The following is a 22,978-nucleotide window of genomic DNA, read 5'->3' on the forward strand; positions in this document are numbered from 1 at the left end:
AACCCGGCTTTTTTATTGCTGAACGCGGCTGCACGTTTTAGCTTGCCTGACGCGTCTCATGGCTGCGACGATAAGCGATCAGATCTTCAATCGTCACCAGCGGCATATCATGCTGTTTGGCGAAAACAATCGCTTCTGGCGCATGGGCCATGGTGCCGTCATCGTTGGTCAGCTCACACAGCACGCCTGCGGGTTTAAAACCGGCTAATGAAACCAGGTCGATGGTCGCTTCGGTATGACCGCCGCGCGACAATACGCCGCCTTCACGCGCGCGCAGAGGGAAAACGTGGCCCGGACGATTTAAATCGCTGGGGCGAGCGTTATCAGCAATGGCGGTGCGAATGGTGGTCAGACGGTCCTGCGCGGAAACGCCGGTTGTCACGCCCTGAGCCGCTTCAATGGTTACGGTAAAGCCGGTGCCGAAAGAGCTGGTGTTGTTCTCTACCATCATCGGCAGATCCAGCTGCTGGCGCTGCTGCTCGGTCAGGCACAGGCAGACGATGCCGCTGCCGTGACGAATGGTTAAAGCCATTTGCGCAACGGTCATGGTTTCGGCCGCGAAAATCATATCTGCTTCATTTTCGCGGTTTTCGTCATCCAGTACCATTACCCCACGGCCTTCGCGCAAAGCGGCGATGGCGCGTTCTACACGCTGTTCCGGCGTGCCAAATTCAGAAAGTAGCGTCTGATTCATGGTAAATAAACCTTATCAATATTGTGGTTACCAGAATCAGGGCGTGCTTGAGGAGTGCATAAAAATAACGCGAGGCGAGCCTGGGGCCCGACAGAACCGTTATCCTCTCCCATCCGGACTTTAACCGTCGGCCCCGGAATTACACCGGATCTGCTGACCTTCCGATAGTGAAACCGGAAGCGCTCGCGGGCTTTCAGCTGATGCTGATTTACCGCCGGTGGGGAATTTCGCCCCGCCCTGAGAATAAGCGAATTTACTATAACGCCAAACCACTTCTCCGGCAACGCACAATAGCAGCATATGCTTATCACGCATATGCAACTGCCATTTTAGGTTTATCCTTTTCCAGACAGGCATTACACTTAAGTTAACTTTGTTGCGACCAGGAAACGGCCATGATTGACCCGAAAAAAATTGAACAACTTGCTCGTCAGGTACATGAAGCAATGCCGAAAGGCATTCGCGAATTTGGCGATGATGTTGAGAAGAAAATCCGCCAGGTCCTGCAGGCGCAGCTGACGCGTATGGATCTGGTAAACCGTGAAGAGTTTGATGTGCAGACGCAGGTACTGCTGCGTACGCGTGAAAAGCTGGCGGTGCTGGAACAGCGCCTGGCGGCCCTGGAAAGCCAGAGCGGCAATGCATCGACATCAGCCACGCCGACCACGCCGGTAACGCCTGCGGCGTCACCAGCAACACCGAGTCAGCAGACAACGTCGGGCACCCAGACAACATCGGGCATGCAGACAAACGCAGCCTCTGCACCGGCATCATCACCCGCAGCCACACCGGCCTCACCTGCGGCCATCCCTGCGGCAACGCCAACAACGCCAGCAACGCCAGCTTCAGAAGATGTAGTAAAGACAGAAGACCCGAACCGTTAATACCCGCGGCAGGCTACATAGCGTTAGCCTGCCGTCGTTTATGGCTCGCGCTTATGAACGAATCCGCTTGATAATATTGGTGGTGGAAATACCGTCCTCAAAATTCAGCACGCGCACTTCTCCCCCGTTAGCCCAAACTTCTTCGCTACCGGCAATCTCTTCTGGTTTGTAATCACCACCCTTCACCAGCAGGTCGGGCAGCACGCCTGCGATCAGGCGCTGCGGCGTATCTTCTTCAAACGAGACCACCCAGTCCACCGACTCCAGCGCGCCCAGTACAATCATGCGATTTTCCAACGGGTTAACTGGACGGCTGCTGCCTTTCAGGCGACGGGTTGAGGCATCGCTGTTTACCGCTACAATCAGGCGATCGCCCAGTTTGCGCGCGTTCGATAAATAAGAGACGTGACCGGCATGCAGAATGTCAAACACGCCATTGGTCATTACCACTTTTTCGCCGCGCTGACGCGCCAGCGCTACCGCTTCCTTCAGCTGTGCTTCATCCATAATGCCGAAGCCGCTTTCCGGACGCGCATGGATAGCATTTTCCAGCTCCACTGGCGATACGGTTGAGGTACCCAGTTTACCCACCACCACGCCAGCAGCGGCATTGGCAAGGAAACAGGCGGCCTCAAGATCGTCGCCGGAGGCCAGCGAGGCGGCCAGCACGCCAATCACGGTATCGCCTGCGCCGGTAACATCATAAACTTCCTGCGCCTGAGTAGGTAAATGCAGCGGGGCTTTGCCGGGTTGCAGCAGCGTCATGCCGTTTTCCGAGCGCGTCACCAGCAGCGCCGAAAGCTCATAGTCCGCCACCAGCTGCATGCCACGCTCAACAATTTGCGTCTCATCCTGACATTTACCTACCACCGCTTCGAACTCAGAGAGATTCGGCGTCAGCAGCGTCGCGCCACGGTAGCGCTCAAAATCCGTGCCTTTAGGATCCACCAGCACCGGCACGTTGGCCGCGCGCGCCAGCTGAATCATCTGCTGTACGCTGGCCAGCGCCCCTTTGGCGTAATCGGACAATACCAGCGCGCCGGAACGCGGCAGCGCGGCGGCAATACGTTGATGCAGCGGCTCAGGATCGATACCGGCGAATCCCTCTTCAAAATCGAGACGGATTAACTGCTGGTTACGGGAAAGCACGCGCAGTTTGGTGATCGTAGGGTGCGTCGGCAGCGCGACAAAATCGCATTTTACATTGACGTTTTGCAGGCTGACGCCCAACGCACGGGCGGCATCATCAATGCCCGTCAGGCCGATAAGGCGCGACGAGGCGCCCAGCGCGGCAATGTTCATTGCCACGTTAGCCGCTCCGCCAGGACGCTCTTCGACATTGTCCACTTTCACCACCGGCACCGGCGCTTCCGGTGAAATACGGCTGGTAGGGCCATACCAGTAGCGATCCAGCATCACATCGCCAACCACCAGCACTTCTGCACGGTTAAATTCGGGCAGTGTCACTTTCATTACAGAGACTCCAGACTGCAGTAAAAATATTGCGCGCGATAATAGCACAGCTATGTTAAAACGCTGATTCGCCCATCATGGTTCTTTCAGCGTTCTGCTGGCAAGGTTTGCAGCCAGCGCCGCCAGCTATCCTGAACCTCTTGCCGTTCGCGCATAAAGGATTCCATCGCCACGTGCCCGGCCTGCTCCTGCAACGCCAGATGATGCAGCTCATCACGCAGAGTGACGTAAGCCTGCGTCAGCGCCTCTGCTTCCTGCTGCGTTATTTTATTGTGCCGCGCCAGCAGCTCCAGGATGCGCACATTATCTGACCATGTCGCCAGCTTCGGTTCCTGCGCCGCATAGCGCAGCACCAGATACTGCGTAATAAATTCAATATCGGTAATGCCGCCTTCGTCCGCTTTAATATCCCAGCGGCCCTTATGCTTGTGGCTCAGGTGAGCATACATTTTTTCCCGCATTGCGCGCACGTCCGTTTGCAAGGTTGCGGCATCGCGCGGCAAACAGAGGATTTCGCGGCGGATGGTTTCAAAGCGCTGGCTTAACGCGGGTTCGCCATACACGATGCGCGCCCGCACCAGCGCCTGATGCTCCCATGTCCAGGCATCGTTACGCTGATATTCGTCAAAGGCGTCCAGCGTGCTGACCAACATCCCGGCCGAGCCGGAAGGCCGTAAGCGCGCATCCACTTCGTAAAGAATGCCGGATGAGGTTCGCGTGCTGAACAGGTGCATAATCCGCTGCGCAAGGCGTAAATAGAACTGGCGGCCATCGATAGCGCGCTCGCCATCGGTCACTGCGTCCGAGGGGCAATCATGCAAAAAAACCAGATCAAGATCGGAGCGGTAGCCCAGCTCCCAGCCGCCCAGCTTGCCGTAGCCCACCACGGCAAAGCCGCGCTCTCCCTGCTGCAGATGCGAGGGACGTCCATAGCGCTGCGTCATCATATTCCACGCCTGCTGCACCACCGCCTGAATAATCGCCTCGGCCAGCCAGGTTAGGTGATCACTCACTTTCATCACCGGCAGCGTTCCCGCTATGTCCGCCGCCGCGATACGCAGATGCTGCACCTGCTTAAACTGGCGCAGCGCTTCCAGCTGCTGCTCTTCATCATCTTCCGGAATACGCAGCAGATACTGGCGCAGCTCATCCCGATAGGCATCGGTTGCGGTGGGCTGATACAGCGTCGCGGGATCGAGCAGCTCATCCAGCAGCAGCGGATAGCGCGCCAGCTGGCTGGCGATCATCGGCGAAGCGGCACACAAACGAATAAGCTGCTTTAACGCGCCGGGCGATTCCGTGAGCAGCTCCAGATAGGTAGTGCGCGTTACCACGCCCAACAACAGCGGAATCAACCGCTGCAGCGTGATATCCGCATCGGCGCGGGCACACACTTCATGCAGCAGCCGCGGCATCAGCTGATCCAGCGCCAGCCGACCGCGCGGACCAATGGTACGTTTATCCACGTCCTGCCGAAAATCGTTCAACGTGCGCGAAATATGCTGTCGACCTGGTTCATCAAAATGCGCCAGCAGCGCTTCCAGATCGCTTTGCTCAAGCTTATCGAGCCAAAGCTCGGTCATGCCTTGATTTTCGCTCTCTTCCGCACTGTCCGCTGAATCCTCACCGATTAGCTCATTAAAAATCTGTCGCACCTGCGCCATATGTTGTTCCAGCGCCTGAAGTAATGCCGCCCAGTCAGCAAAGCCCATCGCCCACGCAAGGCGTGCCTGATTTAACCCATCAGTCGGCAGCGTTTGCGTTTGCTCATCGGCGATGCTCTGTAACAGGTTCTCTAAGCGACGTAAAAACAGGTAGGCTTCACGCAGCGCGCTAACCTGCGGCGGCGACAGCAGATGCAGTGCTTCAATAGCAGAGAGCGTTGGCAGCAGCGCGCGCTGCTGCAAGGTGCGCTCGCGTCCACCGCGAATAAGCTGGAACACCTGCACGATAAACTCGCTTTCGCGAATCCCTCCGGCGCCCAGTTTGATATTGTCTTTCAGGCCGCGCCGACGCACTTCACGCGCAATCATGCCCTTCATATTGCGCAGCGACTGAATCACGCTGAAATCGATATAGCGGCGATAGATAAAGGGACGCAGCATCTGCTGCAATTCCTGGCTCCAGCGATCGTCGCTGTTGCCCATCAGCCGTGCCTTCACCATCGCGTAACGTTCCCAGTCGCGCCCCTGCTCCTGATAGTAATCTTCCAGCGCGGCAAAGCTGAGCACCAGCGGGCCGCTGTCGCCGAAAGGCCGCAGGCGCATATCAACCCGATAAACAAAGCCATCCGCCGTTGGCTGATCGAGCACTTTGATTAAGCGCTGCCCCAGCCGGGTGAAAAACTGCGCATTATCCAGTTCGCGTCGTCCGCCACGCGTCGAGCCGTTTTCCGGCCAAACAAAAATCAGATCGATATCAGAAGAGAAATTCAGCTCGCCGCCGCCTAATTTACCCATGCCGAGAATCAGCAACGGCTGCGGCTCTCCCGCCGCGTTACACGGCGTGCCAAAATCGTTGCAACAGGCCTGCCACAGCCAGTCTCGCGCGGCGACAATCAGCGTTTCGGCCAGCACGCTCAGCTGCTGAAGCGTCTCTTGCGTGCTGCATTCACCGGTGGTCTGCATCCAGGCGATGCGCACCATCATTTGACGCCGGAACAGACGCAACTGGCGCATTAGCGTCGCTTCATCCGTTACCGTTTGCAGCTGTTCATTGAGCCATTCGGTGTAATATCGCCATTCATCGGGCTGCGGAGCCTGCTGTGTGAGCTGCTGCCACCATTCCGGATGCTGTTGCAGACTATCGGCAACAAAATCACTGAAGGCCAGCATCGCCTGTTGTTGCAGACTCAATGACGCAAGCGAACATTGCAGCCGCTCCGCCGTTTTCTCCGCCTGTTGCTGCAGCTGTTCAGGCAGCGGTCCGGTTAAGGTTGGCAGCATAGCTTCTCCCTGAAAAATGATCAGACGTTGCCGTTAAGCCAAAAGGCAGGCTGCCTGAGCGCCTGGCGACACAGCAGATCCAGCTCATGATAACGATCCGCCTGAATCGCCTGCGCCAGCTGCCGCCAGGGCTGTAGCCAGTTCTCGACGTCATGCGCCGGATAGGCGCCAGCCAGCAAATGCACGGCCAGCAGCTGACGTGACAGACGCGTCAGTTTATCCAGATACTCGTTATGCTGACGTATCGTCATAAAGGTTTCTTTCAGATCGGCAGCCACGCGCCCCAGCATGATATCGGCGAAGCGTTTAAACGAGCCTTGCAGCCGGGCGGCATTTTTCTGATCGATAAAGGGCTGCCAGCCAGCGTTAATCAACCAGCTGGTAAAGGTAAGCTGCGCATCCAGCCATTGCGGGCTGTAGCAGATCTCCTGCGCTGTCGGCTGCGTATTTTCCAGCGTTTCAATCAGGCCGGTCAGCTTCTGCCGCAGGGCGTTGCTGGCCTTACGCGGCACCAGCGCGCCAAACAGCGTAAAGGTCTGGCGTACGGTTTCCAGCGCTTCCAGAATCGCTTCACGCGCCGCCGCTTCACCGCGCAGCCATAGCTCTTCATGATACTGCCACTGCTTAAGCGCCAGCGTTAACGCCGCCTGCATCCCCTCTTCTACCGTGGCTTTGGGTTTTGCCTGCAGAATCGGCAGCGGACGGACTGGCTGCTGCGGTTTCCCCTGCGCCAGCCAGTAACCGCGTGCCGCTTTACTCAGGCTGCCAAGGCGCAAACCTTCCGCCTGGCCGAGTTCCGCAGCAAGCGCCAGCACGTCAGCCAGATCGCCCTGTTTTAGCTCCAGCTCGATTTCCTGTAGCGGCTCGCTGAATTCGTCCGCGCTCACCTCACCGCGATCCAGCGCCACTTCGATTTCACTGTTGCCATAGGTGACCAGCCAGCGCTCACGCTTAAAGTGCGTGGTAAACAGCGGCTTAAGCTGCTGCTGTAATGCGTTCAGATCGCAACCTTCAGGCCAGATCTCCGCAGGAAGACGCGCGATATCCAGCTCCGGTTGGGTTAATGCGACATTGTATTCCGGGCGCTGATGCAGGCCGCCCAGCGTCTGCCCGGCAACTTTCAGCGTCATTTCCCAGGTTTCATTAATGCCGCGAATACGCAGCCCCATATCCCAGCGGCGCAGCTGGTTATCCGGCGTTTCAAAATAGGTGTTGGTCAGGGCCAGCGGTGCGCTGTATTGATGGGGCAAGGCAGCCAGCTGGCTACCCAGCCTTTCTGCCGCCTGCGGCGTAGCAATGAACTTTAACTCAATTTCAATGGTCATAATTTCTCATTCAATCTTTCACTGGCGCAGATTTCAGGAATAAACCGAAGAGTAATGCAGATAACCCGCTGCTGTCTCTGCTTTATTATGCTTTCGCGAGCATGACCGCATCACTCTGAGACCAGGATAGTTCTCATTCAGATTTTTGCGTAGCCTATCCAGACTGTGCCCTAAAATTTTTCCGGAACAGATGAAAAAACGATATCGAATGAAAAAATCACATTTTATTGGCCTGACTTTGCTGGCTTTCAGCGTTACTGCCCCCGCCCACGCCGAAGAAAAACGCTATATTTCTGATGAATTATCCACCTGGGTTCGTAGCGGTCCGGGCGATCAATATCGCCTGGTTGGCAAGCTGAATGCCGGTGAACAAGTTACCCTGCTGCAAACCAATGGCACTACTCAGTACGGTCAGATCCGTGATGCAGAAGGAAAAACCAACTGGATCCCGCTGGCGCAGCTGAGCGTCGAGCCCAGCCTGCGCACGCGCGTGCCGCAGCTTCAGCAGCAGGTAAAAGAGCTTACCGATAAGCTGGCTAATATCGACGGCAGCTGGAACCAGCGCACATCGGATATGCAGAAAAAAGTGGCGGCCAGCGATGCCGTGATCAACGGTTTGAAAGAAGAAAATCAGCAGCTGCGCAATCAGCTGATCGTGGCGCAGAAGAAGGTTAATGCCGCGAACGTACAGCTGGATGACAAGCAGCGCACCATTATTATGCAATGGTTTATGTATGGCGGCGGCGTCGCAGGCGTAGGTTTGCTGCTGGGTCTGCTGTTGCCGCATATGATCCCGTGCCGCAAGCAGAATAATCGCTGGATGAACTAACACGCCACCACGCTTTTTTGCTTATCGCGACCGCAGCAGGGCTAATCATGCGCCCTGCTGCTGTCATACCCGTAATTCTGCTATTGTTGTGACTGAATATGCCTTGCGGACACTTTTTGCCGGTCTGGAAGGATGGCGTCGGCACGCCTGATATTAACTTGCTGAACTCTGGAGAAACTCCGTAGTGAAAACTTACCTTGTCGGTGGCGCGGTTCGCGATGGTTTGCTGAAGCTGCCGGTCAAAGACAAAGATTGGGTGGTGGTAGGCGCTACGCCTGAAATAATGCTGGAGCAGGGATATCAGCAGGTAGGACGCGATTTTCCGGTCTTTCTGCATCCTGTCAGCCGGGAAGAATATGCGTTAGCCCGCACCGAACGTAAATCGGGCAGCGGCTATACCGGATTTGTGACCTGGTTCGCGCCGGATGTCACGCTGGAGCAGGATCTTCAGCGACGCGATCTGACGATTAATGCGATCGCGCAGGATGAAAACGGCAACTATATCGATCCTTATCATGGCCGGTTAGATCTGGAAAAACGCCTGCTGCGCCATGTCTCTGCGGCTTTCGTTGAAGATCCGCTGCGTGTCCTGCGCGTTGCGCGTTTTGCGGCCCGCTACGCGCATTTAAGTTTTCGCATTGCCGATGAAACCATGACGCTGATGCGTACCATGGCCGTCAGCGGCGAGCTGGCGCATCTGACCGCCGAGCGCGTCTGGAAAGAGACGGAAAACGCGCTACGCACGCCCAATCCCCAGGTCTACTTTCAGGTGCTGCGCGACTGCGGCGCGCTGGCAGTGCTGCTGCCGGAAATCGATAACCTTTTCGGCGTACCGGCACCGGCCAAATGGCATCCGGAAATTGATACCGGCGTGCATACCTTGATGACTGTGGCTATCGCTGCTCAGCTCACGGCGGAGGTCGATGTGCGCTTCGCCACGCTGTGTCATGACGTAGGAAAAGGACTAACGCCGCCGGAAAAATGGCCCAGCCATCCGGGGCACGGCCTTGCTGGCGTGCCGCTGGTGGAGGATATTTGTCGCCGCCTGCGCGTCCCGAATCATATCCGCGATCTCTCCGTGCTGGTGGCGGAGTTTCACGATGTGGTGCATACCGTTGAAAATCAGACCGCCGAGCGGCTGGTTGCGCTGTTCGATCGGATGGATGCCTGGCGTAAACCGCAGCGCGTTAACCAGCTGGCGCAAACCAGCGAAGCGGATGCGCGCGGACGTGCCGGGTGGGAAAACAACGATTATCCACAAGGACGCTATCTGCACGAGGCGTTTGCTGTTGTGCAGGCGGTTGCGCCCAAGGCCGTGGTGGAAGCCGGGTTTAAAGGTGCGCAGGTGCGTGAGGAGCTGACGCGTCGTCGCATTGAGGCGCTGGAAAAGTGGCGGGAACGTCAAAGCCATCAGGCTTAAGGCGTAAAAAAGGAGGCGCATGCGCCTCCTTTTTTTGCTGCCGATAGCGGTTATACAAATACCATATAAACCACAGCCGCTACGATGAAACGGTAGATGGCAAAAGGCACGAAAGAGATACGCTTGATGATATGCAGGAAGAGTTTGATAGCAATCAGCGCCACGATAAAGGCAGTAACAAAGCCCACCGCGAACATCGGGAAATCCGCCATCGTCAGGAAGCCCATGCTCTTATAGAGATCCAGCACGGTAGCGCCCATCATCATTGGCACGGCAAGGATAAAAGAGAATTCAGAGGCGGCATAGCGGCTCACGCCCATCAGCATCCCACCGGAGATGGTCGCACCCGAACGGGAAAAGCCCGGCCAGAGAGCAAGGCACTGAAAGCAACCAATCATAAACGCCTGCAGGTAAGTGATATCATCAATCCCTGCGGCCTTTGGCTGTTTCGGCTTAAAGAATTCTGCCACCAGCAGCAGCACGCCGCCGACGATCAACGCATACATCACGTTAATGGGGTTAAACAGCGTTTTGATTTGATCGTGGAAGGCCAGGCCGATCACCACCGCTGGAATCATGCCCAGCAGAATATGAATCAGCGTCAGGTGCCCGGTACCCACGCCTTCATGCTTAACTTCGCCGAAATGGATGCCGATTAAGCCGAACAGACGCCGCCAGAACATAAATACCACGGCGAGAATAGAACCAAGCTGAATCACAACTTCAAACGTTTCTGCCTTATTCCCTTCGAAACCCAGCAGATGTCCAACAATGATCATGTGCCCCGTGGATGAAACTGGGAGAAACTCCGTCAATCCTTCCACAACGCCAAGGATTGCAGCCACCCAAAGCTGATGAATATCTGCCATCAAATATCCTCTACCCCAATGTGTAAACCATTAAAAAAGCGGACGTCAGGAACGTAGCCGCGAGAAAATGCGCCAACTCAGCGTAACGCCGCGTTTTTGACAGCCATAATGTGGTTCGGTTTCACTGTGATAGCAATCACATTGGATCTATTTCAGAATTGTCCCCGCTAGCGCTGACGCGTTCCGCGCTCAATGATTACGCCAACCTGCGCCGCCTGCGCCACGGCGCCGGGCTTGCTGAGTTTGATGCGCACCCACGGCGTGGCAAAGCGGGTCATCAGCATGGTAGCGACCTCCTCCGCGACCCGTTCTACCAATGCGAAACGCCCTTGCCCGACATGCTCAATAATGACCGCGGCAACATCCGCGTAGCTCAGACAATCATTCACATCATCGCTGGCCGCCGCCTGGCGGTTATCCCATGCCAATTCGATATCGAAAACCAGCTTTTGCTGGATGGTCTGTTCCCAGTCGTAAACGCCAATAGTGGTGATTACCGACAGCTGTTCAATAAATACGATATCCATGCAGGCACTCTCTGTTTTTGCGTTAACCGGATACCACTTCCGGCGAATTGTGCGTATTATCCACTGATGATGAGAATAAAACGACCCTTACGAAACGGAACGGTGTTATGAGTGCAATCGCGCTTGGTATGATTATTTTCGCGTATCTGTGCGGCTCCATTTCCAGCGCTATTTTAGTTTGCCGGCTCGCACGTCTTCCCGATCCACGCCATAACGGCTCCGGCAATCCCGGCGCGACGAATGTGCTAAGGATAGGCGGCAAAGGCGCTGCGGCTGCCGTACTGGTTTTTGACGTTCTTAAAGGTATGCTGCCCGTCTGGCTTGCCTGGTCATTAGGCATTTCGCCGATTTACCTTGGCCTGACGGCTATCGCCGCCTGCCTGGGCCACATCTATCCGGTGTTCTTCCGTTTTCGCGGCGGTAAAGGGGTTGCCACTGCCTTTGGTGCCATCGCGCCTATCGGCTGGGATCTCACCGGCCTGATGACCGGCACCTGGCTGCTCACCGTGCTGCTAAGCGGTTACTCTTCATTGGGCGCGATTGTCAGCGCGCTTATCGCCCCTTTCTATGTCTGGTGGTTTAAGCCGCAGTTTACTTTCCCCGTTGCTATGCTTTCCTGCCTGATTCTGTTACGCCATCACGATAATATCCAACGGTTATGGCGTGGACAGGAAGGCAAAATATGGAAAAAGAAAAACAAAAAATAAGGCAATGAGCTTGCTGCCAGGTTTATCTTTTTCCGTCCCCCGGTGACAAGACGCTGTTATCCCTCAGCATTGCTTTTGCTGTGATTTAATGGAAAGAAATACTGTCAACGATGTGCCCATCTTTGGCGGGTTGATGAATAAAATCGTGGGCAACTAAAAATGGAATAAAGATGCTGTTATAAATAACAGCATCTTTTAGCGCTATTATGCAATCGCGGGTAACTCAGCTAATGGCCAGCGAGGACGCACGGTAACGCCAAGCTCGCCGCGCGTACCGCCTTTTAAACGCACCATACCGGCGTAAGCGATCATCGCCCCGTTATCCGTGCAGAATTCAGGGCGCGCATAAAACACTTCGCCGCCGCGCGCCTGCATCACGTCCGCCAGCTTTGCCCGCAGCGTTCGGTTCGCGCTGACGCCGCCCGCCATCACCAGCCGTTTAAAACCGGTTTGATCCAGCGCTCGCTTACATTTGATTGCCAGCGTATCCACCACCGCATCCTCAAAAGCGCGCGCGATATCAGCCTGCGTCTGCGCATCATGGCTGTTTTCGCGGATGGTATTCGCTGCAAAGGTTTTGAGACCTGAAAAGCTAAAGTCCAGCCCTGGCCTGTCGGTCATGGGACGCGGGAATGTGAAGCGGCCCGCCGTGCCCTGTTGCGCCATACGTGACAGCAACGGCCCGCCAGGATAATCCAGCCCAAGCAGTTTGGCGGTTTTATCGAAGGCTTCACCGGCGGCATCATCAATTGATTCGCCCAGTAGCGTATATTCACCAATCCCGGTCACGCCGATCAGCTGCGTGTGGCCGCCCGATACCAGTAGCGCAACAAAAGGAAACGCTGGCGGATTATCTTCCAGCATCGGCGCCAACAGGTGCCCTTCCATATGGTGTACCGGCACCGCAGGCACCTGCCAGGCAAATGCCAGAGAGCGGCCGATGGTCGCGCCGACTAACAGGGCGCCCACTAGGCCAGGACCGGCGGTATACGCCACCGCATTAATATCTTTGCCCTGCAGACCCGCTTCTTTTAACGCTGCCTGAATCAGCGGCACCGTTTTACGCACATGATCGCGCGAAGCCAGCTCCGGCACCACCCCGCCATAATCGGCATGGACTTTCACCTGACTATAGAGTTGATTAGCGAGCAAACCGGCCTCATCGTCATAAATGGCAATGCCGGTTTCATCACAGGATGTTTCAATACCCAGAACGCGCATGGTTGCTTTACCTCTCAGTTGCGGCGCGCAGTGTATCACAGCCAGCACGCACGCTGAGGCGATTTTCTGGGACGACTGTCTGTTTTATGAACGAAAAACGAAAAAAGAGTGAACGCAGCTGCGCGCTATACGGTATACTCCTTGGCCTGCAAAAAACCGGCAGCCGCCAGGGGCTCTGTTGGTTTGAAAAGCGCAATGTTGCTTTACAACGCAGCCGCGATTGTTGTAAAATTCCGCACCATTTTGAAATGAGCTGACGCTGACGTCAGCAAAAGACCGAATTTATCGAGGTGAGAGTTACATGCCGGTAATTAAAGTACGTGAAAACGAGCCGTTCGACGTAGCACTGCGTCGCTTCAAGCGTTCCTGCGAGAAAGCAGGCGTTCTGGCTGAAGTTCGTCGTCGTGAGTTTTATGAAAAACCGACTACTGAACGTAAGCGCGCTAAAGCGTCTGCTGTTAAGCGTCATGCCAAGAAACTGGCTCGCGAAAACGCACGCCGCACTCGTCTGTACTAGTTTCCTTCGGAGGCTTCGCGCTTCCACCGCGTGTTAAACGCAGACAGAGTCAAGTTAGAGGCCGTGCTTTCCGGAAGGAAGCGCGGCTTATTTTCGTTTATGAGCGAAGAAAACGGGGCTTATGGCCGGACGAATTCCACGCGTTTTTATTAATGACTTACTTGCCCGCACGGACATTGTGGATCTGATTGATGCCCGCGTTAAGTTGAAAAAACAGGGTAAGAATTTCCACGCGTGCTGTCCTTTCCATAACGAAAAAACCCCTTCCTTCACCGTTAACGGTGAGAAACAGTTCTATCACTGCTTTGGCTGTGGTGCCCACGGCAATGCTATCGATTTCCTGATGAACTACGATCGTCTGGAGTTTGTCGAAAGCATTGAAGAGTTGGCAACGCAACACGGGCTGGAAGTGCCCTATGAAGCGGGCAGCGGTCCCAGCCAGCTGGAACGTCATCAGCGCCAGAGTTTATATCAGCTCATGACGGGTCTGGCCGAGTTCTATCAGCAGGCGCTGACGCAGTCACAGGCCGCTGGCGCACGCACGTATCTCAATCAACGCGGATTAAGCGATGAAGTGATCGCGCATTTTGCTATCGGCTTTGCGCCGCCCGGCTGGGATAACGCCCTGAAGCGCTTTGGCCGTAATCCTGACGATCGCCAGTCGTTAACGGATGCCGGTATGCTGGTTACCAACGATCAAGGCCGCAGCTACGATCGCTTCCGCGATCGCGTGATGTTTCCCATCCGCGATAAGCGCGGCCGCGTTATCGGTTTCGGTGGGCGTGTGTTAGGTGACGGCACGCCAAAATATCTGAACTCGCCGGAAACCGATATTTTTCATAAAGGCCGCCAGCTGTATGGCCTGTATGAAGCGCAAAAGCAGCATCCCGAACCGGCCAGGCTGTTGGTGGTGGAAGGTTATATGGATGTGGTGGCGCTGGCGCAGTTTGGCATTGATTACGCTGTCGCTTCATTAGGCACTTCCACCACCGCCGACCATATTCAGCTGCTGTTTCGCAGCACTGATACCGTGGTTTGCTGTTATGACGGCGATAGGGCCGGGCGTGAAGCGGCCTGGCGCGCATTAGAAACCGCGCTGCCTTACATGAATGACGGACGTCAGCTACGCTTTATGTTTCTGCCCGACGGAGAAGATCCCGATACGCTGATACGTAAAGAAGGCAAAGACGCCTTTGAAGCGCGGATGGAGCAGGCATCGCCGCTCTCCAGCTTCCTGTTCGATACACTGCTGCCGCAGGTTGATTTGAGTACCCGCGATGGCCGTACGCGTTTAAGTACGCTGGCGCTGCCGTTGATTACGCAGATCCCGGGCGAAACGTTGCGCATTTACCTGCGTCAGGAGCTGGGCAATATGCTCGGCATTCTGGATGACAGCCAGCTGGAAAAGCTGATGCCGAAACAGGCTGAAAGCGGCGTGCAGCCTGCGGCGCCCCAGCTAAAACGCACAACTATGCGTATACTTGTAGGGCTGCTGGTACAAAATCCGCAGCTGGCGGCGATGGTGCCTTCGTTGCAGGGGCTGGAACAGCTCAACATGCCGGGATTGCCGCTTTTTATGGAGCTGGTAAAGAGTTGCATCGCAAATCCTGGCCTGACCACTGGCCAGCTACTAGAGTTATATCGCGGCACAAATTTTAGCCAGCACCTTGAAACTCTGGCGACATGGAACCACATGATCGTTGATGAAGAAGTCGAGGCGATGTTCCAGGACTCTCTGGCGAAAATGTATGACTCCGCTTTGGAGCAGCGGCTGGAAGCGTTGATCGCACGCTCCAGAACGCACGGCCTTAGCCCTGAAGAGCGAGAAGAAGTTCGCTCGTTAAGCCAGGCGCTGGCAAAAAAATAGTTCCGCGATCGCGCCGGTATTAAGAGACGTACGGGTGCAGCCGACGCATTTCATTCTGCCCGCTGTGGTGAGAATGTGTTGTTCAGGTCGGCAAGCGAAAGGATAAGCATGACAGTCTCAGCAGCAAAACTTAGCGGCTTAAGTGCCGATTTATACTCAGGCAGACCCTGACAGCCGCTACGAGGGCAGCGGCAATAATCCAAACGCCCCCACTGTTATTGTTGGCCTTGTAGCCGACCCGACACCAATCAAATTAACAGAAGTGTGGATACCGTCTTATGGAGCAAAACCCGCAGTCACAGCTTAAGCTACTTGTCACCCGTGGTAAGGAGCAAGGCTATCTGACCTATGCCGAGGTCAATGACCATCTGCCGGAAGATATCGTCGACTCCGATCAGATCGAAGACATCATCCAGATGATCAACGACATGGGCATTCAGGTGGTAGAAGAAGCGCCTGATGCCGATGATCTGATGCTGAACGAAAACAGCGCCGACACGGATGAAGATGCGGCTGAAGCGGCAGCTCAAGTGTTATCCAGCGTAGAATCTGAAATCGGACGCACCACCGATCCTGTCCGCATGTATATGCGTGAAATGGGTACTGTCGAACTTCTGACGCGCGAAGGCGAAATCGACATCGCTAAACGTATTGAAGACGGTATCAACCAGGTGCAGTGTTCCGTAGCCGAATATCCGGAAGCGATTACCTATTTGCTGGAACAGTACGATCGCGTTGAGGCGGGCGAATCACGCCTTTCCGATCTGATTACTGGCTTTGTCGATCCTAACGCAGAAGAAGATCTGGCGCCGACCGCGACTCACGTTGGTTCTGAGCTGTCTGAAGAAGAACGCGCCGATGAAGATGACGAAGAAGATGATGACGACAGCGACAGCAGCGACGATGACAACAGCATCGATCCTGAACTGGCGCGTGAAAAATTCATCGAGCTGCGCGATCAGTATGAAGCGACACGTCTGACGATTAAAGCCAAGGGACGCAGCCACGCGGATGCGATTGAAGAGATTCAGAAGCTGTCTGAAGTCTTTAAACAGTTCCGTCTGGTGCCGAAGCAGTTTGACTATCTGGTCAACAACATGCGTGAAATGATGGAGCGCGTGCGTACGCAAGAGCGCATCATCATGAAGCTGTGTGTTGAACTGTGCAAAATGCCGAAGAAGAACTTCATTACGCTGTTTACCAGTAATGAAACCAGCCCAACCTGGTTCCAGGCGGCGCTGGCGATGAACAAACCTTGGTCTGAAAAGCTGCGCGACGTTGAAGAAGATGTGCAGCGCAGCATACAAAAGCTGATGCAGATTGAGGAAGAGACCGGCCTGACGATTGAACAGGTAAAAGATATCAACCGTCGCATGTCGATCGGTGAAGCGAAAGCGCGCCGTGCGAAGAAAGAGATGGTTGAGGCTAACCTACGTCTGGTTATCTCTATCGCTAAAAAATATACCAACCGCGGCCTGCAGTTCCTGGATCTGATTCAGGAAGGCAACATCGGCCTGATGAAAGCTGTAGATAAATTTGAATATCGCCGTGGCTATAAGTTCTCAACTTACGCTACCTGGTGGATTCGTCAGGCGATTACCCGCTCTATCGCGGATCAGGCGCGCACCATCCGTATTCCGGTGCATATGATTGAGACCATTAACAAGCTCAACCGTATTTCACGCCAGATGCTGCAGGAGATGGGGCGCGAACCGACGCCGGAAGAGCTGGCTGAGCGTATGCTGATGCCGGAAGATAAGATTCGTAAGGTGCTGAAAATCGCTAAAGAGCCGATCTCTATGGAGACGCCGATTGGTGATGATGAAGATTCACATCTGGGTGATTTTATCGAAGACACCACGCTGGAGCTGCCGCTGGACTCCGCCACTTCAGAGAGCCTGCGTTCCGCGACGCATGACGTTCTGGCTGGCCTGACTGCGCGTGAAGCGAAGGTGCTGCGTATGCGCTTCGGTATCGATATGAACACCGACCATACGCTGGAAGAAGTCGGCAAGCAGTTTGACGTTACCCGTGAGCGTATTCGTCAGATTGAAGCGAAAGCGCTGCGTAAGCTGCGTCATCCGAGCCGCTCTGAAGTGCTGCGTAGCTTCCTGGACGACTAAGCACGCTACCGGCAAAAAAGGCTTCCCACCGGGAGGCCTTTTTTATTGCCTGCGCGCCGGATTCATTACTGTCCGCGCATTGCCAGCGCCTGGTATTATCGTCTGTACATGCCTGGCATAGTACTGTCCCCGCATTGCCAGTCACCTGTCAGCAAAAGTTATTGCCCCCGCATCGCCAGCGCCTGTTCCAGCTCCTGGTAAGCTTCCGTGAGTTTCTCCTGCGTAGCGCGATTCAGCCCGCTAGGATTCGGCAGCACCCATATTTCTGTCTCGCCTACGGTAATCGCCTGCCTGCCCCACTCCACTTTGCTCTGACGAAACGCTTTTTTAAACGCATCCTTGCCCAGCACCGCCAGCGCCGCGGGCTGATAATGCTGTATTTTTTCAATCAATGACCTGCCGCCCTCACGCAGTTCGCCTGTAGAAAGCTCGCTGGCTTCCTTTGTCGGCCTTTCTACCAGCATGGTAATGCCGCAGCGGGTATCCAGCAGCTGAAGCTCTTCTTCCGGCTTAAGCTGCCGCGTGGTAAAACCGGCCAGCCAGAGCGTTTTCCAGAAACGGTTGCCGGGGTAAGCAAAGTGATAACCGGTATGCGCCGAAGATTTCCCCGGATTGATGCCGCAGAACACTACCCGCAGGCCGGGGGCGATAATATCGGTAATGGTATGTTCACTCATCCCTGTTCTCCTGTTGTTTGTTACGTTCTATTGTGGCGCATTATTAGCAATCAGGCGGATAAAGCACGCCGCTTTGCGACATATCCTGTTGCCGCATCGGCGGGGAAAGAAATGAAGGATTTTCAATCGATTGAATTGCTGCAAAATGCGCCAACCGGTTAGTGATTGCTGGATCGTCCCGCCAAGTTACTTTATAATCCCGCCCCACAGGCCCCTTAGCTCAGTGGTTAGAGCAGGCGACTCATAATCGCTTGGTCGCTGGTTCAAGTCCAGCAGGGGCCACCAGATTTCAGCTGTTAGATCAGCGACTTATAGCCACTCTTCGGAGTGGCTTTTTTGTTTTTGATTTTTGAGTGGCGACAAAATGGCGACAGATTATTTTATATAACGCTTTCGCTGACGTAAAAAATCCCAGGCTGCCGCAACCGGCCTATGATGGTAAGTGAGAAGTCATCAAAATTATCCCGCTGTTGAAGACGCTGACGGCTCCGCATTAAATAGTTTTACCAGCCGTCCCGGCAATTGGCATTCTCTGGCCCTATACGGAACTTAACGAATCAGAGCCGCATCTGCGACCAGTACCAGCGAGCCTGTTATGCTGTTATCGGGATAAACATGCCAACAAACACTGCCCGTTTCTGGATCAACGTTTGCTAAATTTTAAACAGCGAGCCGGTTTTATTTATCTTTTAAGCGTAACCCTAATCGATAAATTTTACCTGTGACGGAAACCATGATAATAGCCAGAACGATAGAGAAAACACCCAAAAAAATTAGTAGCGATAATAGAGGATTGAATAACCCTCCTAAGCTAGTGAAATCGCTAACCCGAGCAAGCTGCTCGGATGTTAATATCCGAAAAATAACTTCTGGTATAATAACAAAAAAAATAATCACAACAGGAACGTAAATTAATGTTTTTTTTGCTCTTCGCATCTTTTTTCTTGCCCTCGTTGGTGAACACGATCAAAAATTATATAAATGATACAGCAAGGAGGTAAGGTATGTCACAAACCTATTTGCAATTGAAGATGCAGGCTAATAAAAATTTAGCGATTGCACTCACTCATTCATTAAAAGACATTCATGCAGACCATATATCTACTATTGAAAAGGTAAAATTGGGTGGACAACGCCTTATGAATTACGGCTCATGCTTTGTGCCAAATGAATATTACCGTAGCTCATGTCGTGACACCTGGCATCAAGATAAAAGATTGGTTTTTGCTTTGGGTGAAATTTATAAAAGAAACGATGTATCACTGGATATGATTGAAATTTACTTTCGAAAAACGCTAAAAAACCTCGGCGATAATAAAAGCAATAATCTTGTCTCTCATATTCAACGACTGTTAGGTAAAGCAGCAGAGCACGCTTCTGTCAAAGCCAGCAAATTGGCTCTATCAATGACACTTGCTAACTTAGTGCTTAACAGTACCGACTTTAAAAAAAACCATATCAATCTTGTCAATTCTTTCTCAACGTGGTTTGTGAACGGAACCACGCTTTATGCCAAAGCACAAATAGCCGCATCTGCCGCCAACAGATTAAAATTCCAAGATCCTTCATATTACCAAGATTTATGCAAAGAAAATATTGAAATGCTTTATTTTCTTGTGGAACCTCAAATGTCAAAAATAATCTACCAAATAAATTCTGGAGATAATAATGAAGAAAAAATTGCAGATGCTTTGTATGAGATATTAAGCAAATGAAGCGCGCAATTTTATGGCTTATACAGTCATTTTTTTATTTAGTGCCAGCCGCTATCATCCTGATGGGGATTTACGTTTTTGTACGTTTTCTTCCTGAATATGCGGCGTGGCTTAGCTTCACCTGGATTCTTGTTGTTTCTTTCATCTATATTAAATACAACAAATGGTATTGATTGCGGAAAGATAATAACGATAGTTAGATGAACTTTTTTTCGGATTTTAAATAAATTTCACAGACGGGCATCCTTGCCCTTTTTTCCGATGAAGACTAAACCTCGTTGAGGGTGTCTTGTCCATCAATAATTTCCAGGATACTGTCCAAATAGATTTTATCCACTTTGCTATTAATAGCATCACGCAACTATTTGGGTCTGCGTCCAGCAAAATCTGAACGTGAAAGTGATTGACGCTCAACCAAAGCCTCAAGTATTGCCGATCGAAGCAACCTGTTTTCAGCCGGACTACCAGTCAACGTTTCAAGTTGATGTAGTACCCAAAGAATAGAAGCCAAAACTTGCTTGTGAGGCGATGTTAAACTCGCCCGTAACCGAGTTTAACGCGAAAGTTTTTGCGTCTTATAGCCGAACAGTGGTTAAGCGGAAAGATCACCCGCTCCAGTCGAGTGAAGACAGTTACGCCGCGCATGGTTAATTTAGAACTGGCATATTTCAGGGCAATGTTTAATGAGCTGCGGCGGTTAGATGAATGGGCCGCACCGAACCCGTTAGAGAACGTGTGCGAGTTCAAAAAGCTATTCACCTACCAATTCATTAATCGATTCAAAATTATACTTACTCGCTCTGATGCATGACATCAGTGGCTCAGTCAGGGGCTGGTAAAATCTCGAAAAGCCACTGAAATAAAAGGCATTATTCAGCCAATACCCTCTCGGACCTTGAAAGTTTTTGGCGATAACATAGTGCGAATCAGAGAGGTTTTATCTATTCAATGTGCTCTGCGTAATTCCTCTTACGGTTCAATTCTTTCCCCCTTCCGCATCACCGAGGAGGGACGTTGAGCCCCCGACGCGTTCATTCACGAGTCCGACAGCAGGAACAACGCGCTCCACGAATGCGCCCAGCGTTTGGTCATGGCGAAGAAGAGTTTATACTTCACGCACTTCCGGAAGCCGATGGGATATCATCATTCTGTTTCTGCATATAATTTTACTCATGGCAAACGGCGTACAACCTGAAACGCACGCGGCCGCATTCTGATTCCATTGAAAAGAATTAAAGGACTGATTAAATAATGAATGTTGCATTAAGGAAGGAAGCCGCCTGCGAAATCGCTTCCTATTTGATTGCCATTGCGGCGGCGCTGTTGGTGTTTCCGCTGCGGCTGCTGCCTTGTCTGTTGGCGGGCATGGTCACCTTTGAAATCATTAACGCTTTTCGGGTACGCTCACAGGGCTATCTGCGGTCAAAAGTCTCAGGCTGGCTGGCGGTGATGTTTATCAGCCTGGTGTTAGTGGCGGCGGTTTTCGGCATTTTTATGCTGCTGTATAACGTTTTTACGCTGGACTTCACCAGCGAAGGCGACTTTTACCGTAAGGTGAATGATGTCGTCAGTGAGGCGCATGACAAACTCTATCCCGTTCTTGGCGACTATATGCCCAAAACCTATCAGGATATTGAAAGCACCCTGTTTACCTGGCTGCAAACGCATATTTATATCCTGCAAAATGCGGGACAAAAAGCGCTGCACTTTTTTGCTGTGACTTTCGTAGGGATTTTCCTGGCCATCCTTGTTTCTCTGGCGTCACATAAGCAAACCGGCGCAACGCCGAATCTGAAATATTATCTTTTGCAGCGCATTATGACATTCAGAAAAGTCTTCAGCGCCGTGGTAACCGCTCAGGTGAAAGTGGCCGCATTTAATGCGCTGGCTACCGGCATATTTCTCTATCTGGTCATGCCTCTGCTGGGCTATCACCTGCCCTATACCAAGACACTCACCTTCGTGACTTTTCTGTGCAGCCTGCTGCCGATTATTGGCAACCTGATCTCCAATACGCTGGTCACGCTGGTGGCGCTTTCCGTTAGCCTGCAGGCAGCGATTGTTGTCATCATCTACCTGATCCTTATTCATAAGGCGGAGTATTTTATTAACGCCCGAATCTTTGGCGCGAAGATACAATCCTCAGTGTGGGAACTGCTGCTGGCGATGCTTATTTTCGAGTCACTGTTTGGCATTGCAGGCGTAGTCGCGGCGCCGATATTTTATGCCTGGCTGAAAACGGAACTGGCGCAAAAACAGCTTATTTAACCGGCTCATCATTTTGCGCATGCCATTCTGTTATCGCCTTCAAAAAATTGCCCAAAACCGGGTTAGGATTATCTTTAGCGTAAACAAGGAAGTTAAGCGCTTGAATATTCACATCTTCCAGGGTAATAAACGTCACGTTGGCGAAGCCAAGCGTTTTTGAAGAGGCGGGTACGATAGCGCAGCCTAAACCGGCGTTAACCATCCCCAGAATGGTGTGGGTTTGCGCCAGCTGATATTTATAATCGGGCGTTATCTGGTGGAAAACAAACAGATCGGTAATGCGATCATAGAAATAACGCGCCTCATCTTGCGCATACAGAAAGAAAGGCTCGTGGTTAAACGCCGTCAGCGGAATTTTACGTTTACGCGCCAGCGGATGATCGCTGGGAAACGCGGCGATCAGGTTTTCAGCGTTAAGCGGTAGCCAGGCGAGCCGCGGATCGGGCGGCACATGGCGCACAAAACCGATATCCAGCTGATTATTTTTAATAGCGGCGATCTGCTTGTTCGATACCAGCTCATAGAGATCGAACGTCACGCCCGGCAGCCGTAGCGCCATCTCTTTCAGCAGGCTGGGAATAAACGCCCAGGAGAAAACGGCGGTAAACCCCATCGACAGGCTGCCGGTCTCGCCCGCCGCGCTCTGCTGCAAAGACAACGCCAGCCGATCGCTTAGCTTCAGAATCAGCCGCGCCTCCTTTAACAGCTGTGCGCCCATGGCGGTCAGCTGAACGTGGCGGTTATTGCGATCGAAAAGGATCACCCCAAGGCTTTTTTCCAGCAGCTGGATCTGACGGCTTAGCGGCGGCTGGGTCATATTCAGGCGCGCCGCCGCACGACTAAAATTAAGCTCCTCGGCTACCGCCAGAAAACAGTTCAGCTGGTGCAGTTCCATGATTCAAACCTTGTATCAATGC

The 22,978-nt window shown here is 53.1% G+C and carries 19 protein-coding genes, 1 tRNA gene, 1 pseudogene and 1 riboswitch; of the genes and pseudogenes, 11 read left to right on the forward strand and 10 right to left on the reverse strand.

The window, feature by feature from the left end; translation table 11 throughout:
• Positions 1–37: 37 nt before the first annotated feature.
• Positions 38–694: a 3,4-dihydroxy-2-butanone-4-phosphate synthase gene (gene ribB, locus J2X14_RS15880; RefSeq protein WP_352412140.1), complete on the reverse strand. Its 657-nt coding sequence runs from the start codon at positions 692–694 to the stop codon at positions 38–40.
• 97 nt (positions 695–791) lie between these two features.
• Positions 792–943: riboswitch (FMN riboswitch) on the reverse strand.
• A 146-nt stretch (positions 944–1,089) separates the two neighbouring features.
• On the opposite strand from ribB, the gene ubiK reads away from it, so the two are divergent.
• Positions 1,090–1,578 (forward strand): ubiquinone biosynthesis accessory factor UbiK, encoded by a 489-nt coding sequence (gene ubiK / locus J2X14_RS15885; protein WP_352412141.1) that lies wholly within the window; start codon positions 1,090–1,092, stop codon positions 1,576–1,578.
• 51 nt (positions 1,579–1,629) lie between these two features.
• Here ubiK and hldE read toward each other — a convergent pair whose 3' ends face one another.
• The 3 genes from hldE to J2X14_RS15900 all read right to left on the reverse strand — a co-directional run bounded on the left by hldE (position 1,630) and on the right by J2X14_RS15900 (position 7,321).
• Complete coding sequence (hldE, locus tag J2X14_RS15890) at positions 1,630–3,051, reverse strand: bifunctional D-glycero-beta-D-manno-heptose-7-phosphate kinase/D-glycero-beta-D-manno-heptose 1-phosphate adenylyltransferase HldE (RefSeq protein WP_352412142.1); 1,422 nt, start codon at positions 3,049–3,051, stop codon at positions 1,630–1,632.
• A gap of 86 nt (positions 3,052–3,137) precedes the next feature.
• Entirely contained in the window at positions 3,138–5,996 is a 2,859-nt protein-coding gene (gene glnE, locus J2X14_RS15895; protein ID WP_352412143.1) for a bifunctional [glutamate--ammonia ligase]-adenylyl-L-tyrosine phosphorylase/[glutamate--ammonia-ligase] adenylyltransferase, read from the reverse strand.
• A 20-nt stretch (positions 5,997–6,016) separates the two neighbouring features.
• Entirely contained in the window at positions 6,017–7,321 is a 1,305-nt protein-coding gene (locus J2X14_RS15900) for a CYTH domain-containing protein (protein ID WP_352412144.1), read from the reverse strand.
• Between the two features lie 208 nt (positions 7,322–7,529).
• Between J2X14_RS15900 and J2X14_RS15905 the strand changes: the two genes are divergently transcribed.
• Both J2X14_RS15905 and J2X14_RS15910 read left to right on the forward strand, forming a co-directional pair.
• Positions 7,530–8,150, forward strand: coding sequence for a TIGR04211 family SH3 domain-containing protein (locus J2X14_RS15905; RefSeq protein ID WP_352412145.1), 621 nt, complete (start codon positions 7,530–7,532; stop codon positions 8,148–8,150).
• A gap of 184 nt (positions 8,151–8,334) precedes the next feature.
• Complete coding sequence (locus J2X14_RS15910; protein WP_352412146.1) at positions 8,335–9,570, forward strand: multifunctional CCA addition/repair protein; 1,236 nt, start codon at positions 8,335–8,337, stop codon at positions 9,568–9,570.
• Between the two features lie 50 nt (positions 9,571–9,620).
• Here the strand turns inward: J2X14_RS15910 and bacA are convergent, their stop codons facing one another.
• Together bacA and folB are read right to left on the reverse strand one after the other, a co-directional pair.
• On the reverse strand, positions 9,621–10,439 hold the full coding sequence (gene bacA / locus J2X14_RS15915) for an undecaprenyl-diphosphate phosphatase (RefSeq protein WP_352412147.1): 819 nt from the start codon (positions 10,437–10,439) through the stop codon (positions 9,621–9,623).
• Between the two features lie 167 nt (positions 10,440–10,606).
• Positions 10,607–10,966: a bifunctional dihydroneopterin aldolase/7,8-dihydroneopterin epimerase gene (folB, locus tag J2X14_RS15920; RefSeq protein WP_352412148.1), complete on the reverse strand. Its 360-nt coding sequence runs from the start codon at positions 10,964–10,966 to the stop codon at positions 10,607–10,609.
• A gap of 107 nt (positions 10,967–11,073) precedes the next feature.
• On the opposite strand from folB, the gene plsY reads away from it, so the two are divergent.
• Positions 11,074–11,673, forward strand: coding sequence for a glycerol-3-phosphate 1-O-acyltransferase PlsY (gene plsY, locus J2X14_RS15925; protein WP_352412149.1), 600 nt, complete (start codon positions 11,074–11,076; stop codon positions 11,671–11,673).
• A 204-nt stretch (positions 11,674–11,877) separates the two neighbouring features.
• Here plsY and tsaD read toward each other — a convergent pair whose 3' ends face one another.
• Positions 11,878–12,894, reverse strand: a complete 1,017-nt coding sequence (gene tsaD / locus J2X14_RS15930) for a tRNA (adenosine(37)-N6)-threonylcarbamoyltransferase complex transferase subunit TsaD (protein ID WP_352412150.1) — start codon at positions 12,892–12,894, stop codon at positions 11,878–11,880.
• Positions 12,895–13,195: 301 nt separating this feature from the next.
• Here tsaD and rpsU point away from each other — a divergent pair, with 301 nt between their 5' ends.
• The 3 genes from rpsU to rpoD all read left to right on the forward strand — a co-directional run bounded on the left by rpsU (position 13,196) and on the right by rpoD (position 17,401).
• On the forward strand, positions 13,196–13,411 hold the full coding sequence (gene rpsU / locus J2X14_RS15935) for a 30S ribosomal protein S21 (protein WP_001144069.1): 216 nt from the start codon (positions 13,196–13,198) through the stop codon (positions 13,409–13,411).
• Positions 13,412–13,532: 121 nt separating this feature from the next.
• Positions 13,533–15,278: a DNA primase gene (gene dnaG / locus J2X14_RS15940; RefSeq protein WP_352412151.1), complete on the forward strand. Its 1,746-nt coding sequence runs from the start codon at positions 13,533–13,535 to the stop codon at positions 15,276–15,278.
• A gap of 278 nt (positions 15,279–15,556) precedes the next feature.
• On the forward strand, positions 15,557–17,401 hold the full coding sequence (gene rpoD / locus J2X14_RS15945; protein WP_352412152.1) for an RNA polymerase sigma factor RpoD: 1,845 nt from the start codon (positions 15,557–15,559) through the stop codon (positions 17,399–17,401).
• Between the two features lie 158 nt (positions 17,402–17,559).
• On the opposite strand, the gene mug is transcribed toward rpoD, so the two are convergent.
• Positions 17,560–18,078 (reverse strand): G/U mismatch-specific DNA glycosylase, encoded by a 519-nt coding sequence (mug, locus tag J2X14_RS15950; protein WP_352412153.1) that lies wholly within the window; start codon positions 18,076–18,078, stop codon positions 17,560–17,562.
• A gap of 209 nt (positions 18,079–18,287) precedes the next feature.
• On the opposite strand from mug, the gene J2X14_RS15955 reads away from it, so the two are divergent.
• Positions 18,288–18,363, forward strand: a tRNA-Ile gene (locus J2X14_RS15955).
• Between the two features lie 393 nt (positions 18,364–18,756).
• On the opposite strand, the gene J2X14_RS15960 is transcribed toward J2X14_RS15955, so the two are convergent.
• Positions 18,757–19,014 (reverse strand): hypothetical protein, encoded by a 258-nt coding sequence (locus J2X14_RS15960; protein WP_352412154.1) that lies wholly within the window; start codon positions 19,012–19,014, stop codon positions 18,757–18,759.
• Positions 19,015–19,082: 68 nt separating this feature from the next.
• Here J2X14_RS15960 and J2X14_RS15965 point away from each other — a divergent pair, with 68 nt between their 5' ends.
• The 3 genes and pseudogenes from J2X14_RS15965 to J2X14_RS15975 all read left to right on the forward strand — a co-directional run bounded on the left by J2X14_RS15965 (position 19,083) and on the right by J2X14_RS15975 (position 22,061).
• Positions 19,083–19,793, forward strand: coding sequence for a hypothetical protein (locus J2X14_RS15965; RefSeq protein WP_352412155.1), 711 nt, complete (start codon positions 19,083–19,085; stop codon positions 19,791–19,793).
• A gap of 516 nt (positions 19,794–20,309) precedes the next feature.
• Positions 20,310–20,541, forward strand: a pseudogene (locus J2X14_RS15970) (phage integrase); the annotation flags it as partial.
• Between the two features lie 503 nt (positions 20,542–21,044).
• Positions 21,045–22,061 (forward strand): AI-2E family transporter, encoded by a 1,017-nt coding sequence (locus tag J2X14_RS15975; RefSeq protein WP_352412156.1) that lies wholly within the window; start codon positions 21,045–21,047, stop codon positions 22,059–22,061.
• Here J2X14_RS15975 and J2X14_RS15980 read toward each other — a convergent pair.
• Positions 22,054–22,956, reverse strand: coding sequence for a LysR family transcriptional regulator (locus J2X14_RS15980; protein WP_352412157.1), 903 nt, complete (start codon positions 22,954–22,956; stop codon positions 22,054–22,056). The two genes, J2X14_RS15975 and J2X14_RS15980, sit on opposite strands and share 8 nt — an antisense overlap.
• Positions 22,957–22,978: the final 22 nt, after the last annotated feature.

It is taken from the genome of Mixta sp. BE291 (assembly GCF_031457955.1).
Lineage (GTDB): Bacteria > Pseudomonadota > Gammaproteobacteria > Enterobacterales > Enterobacteriaceae > Mixta.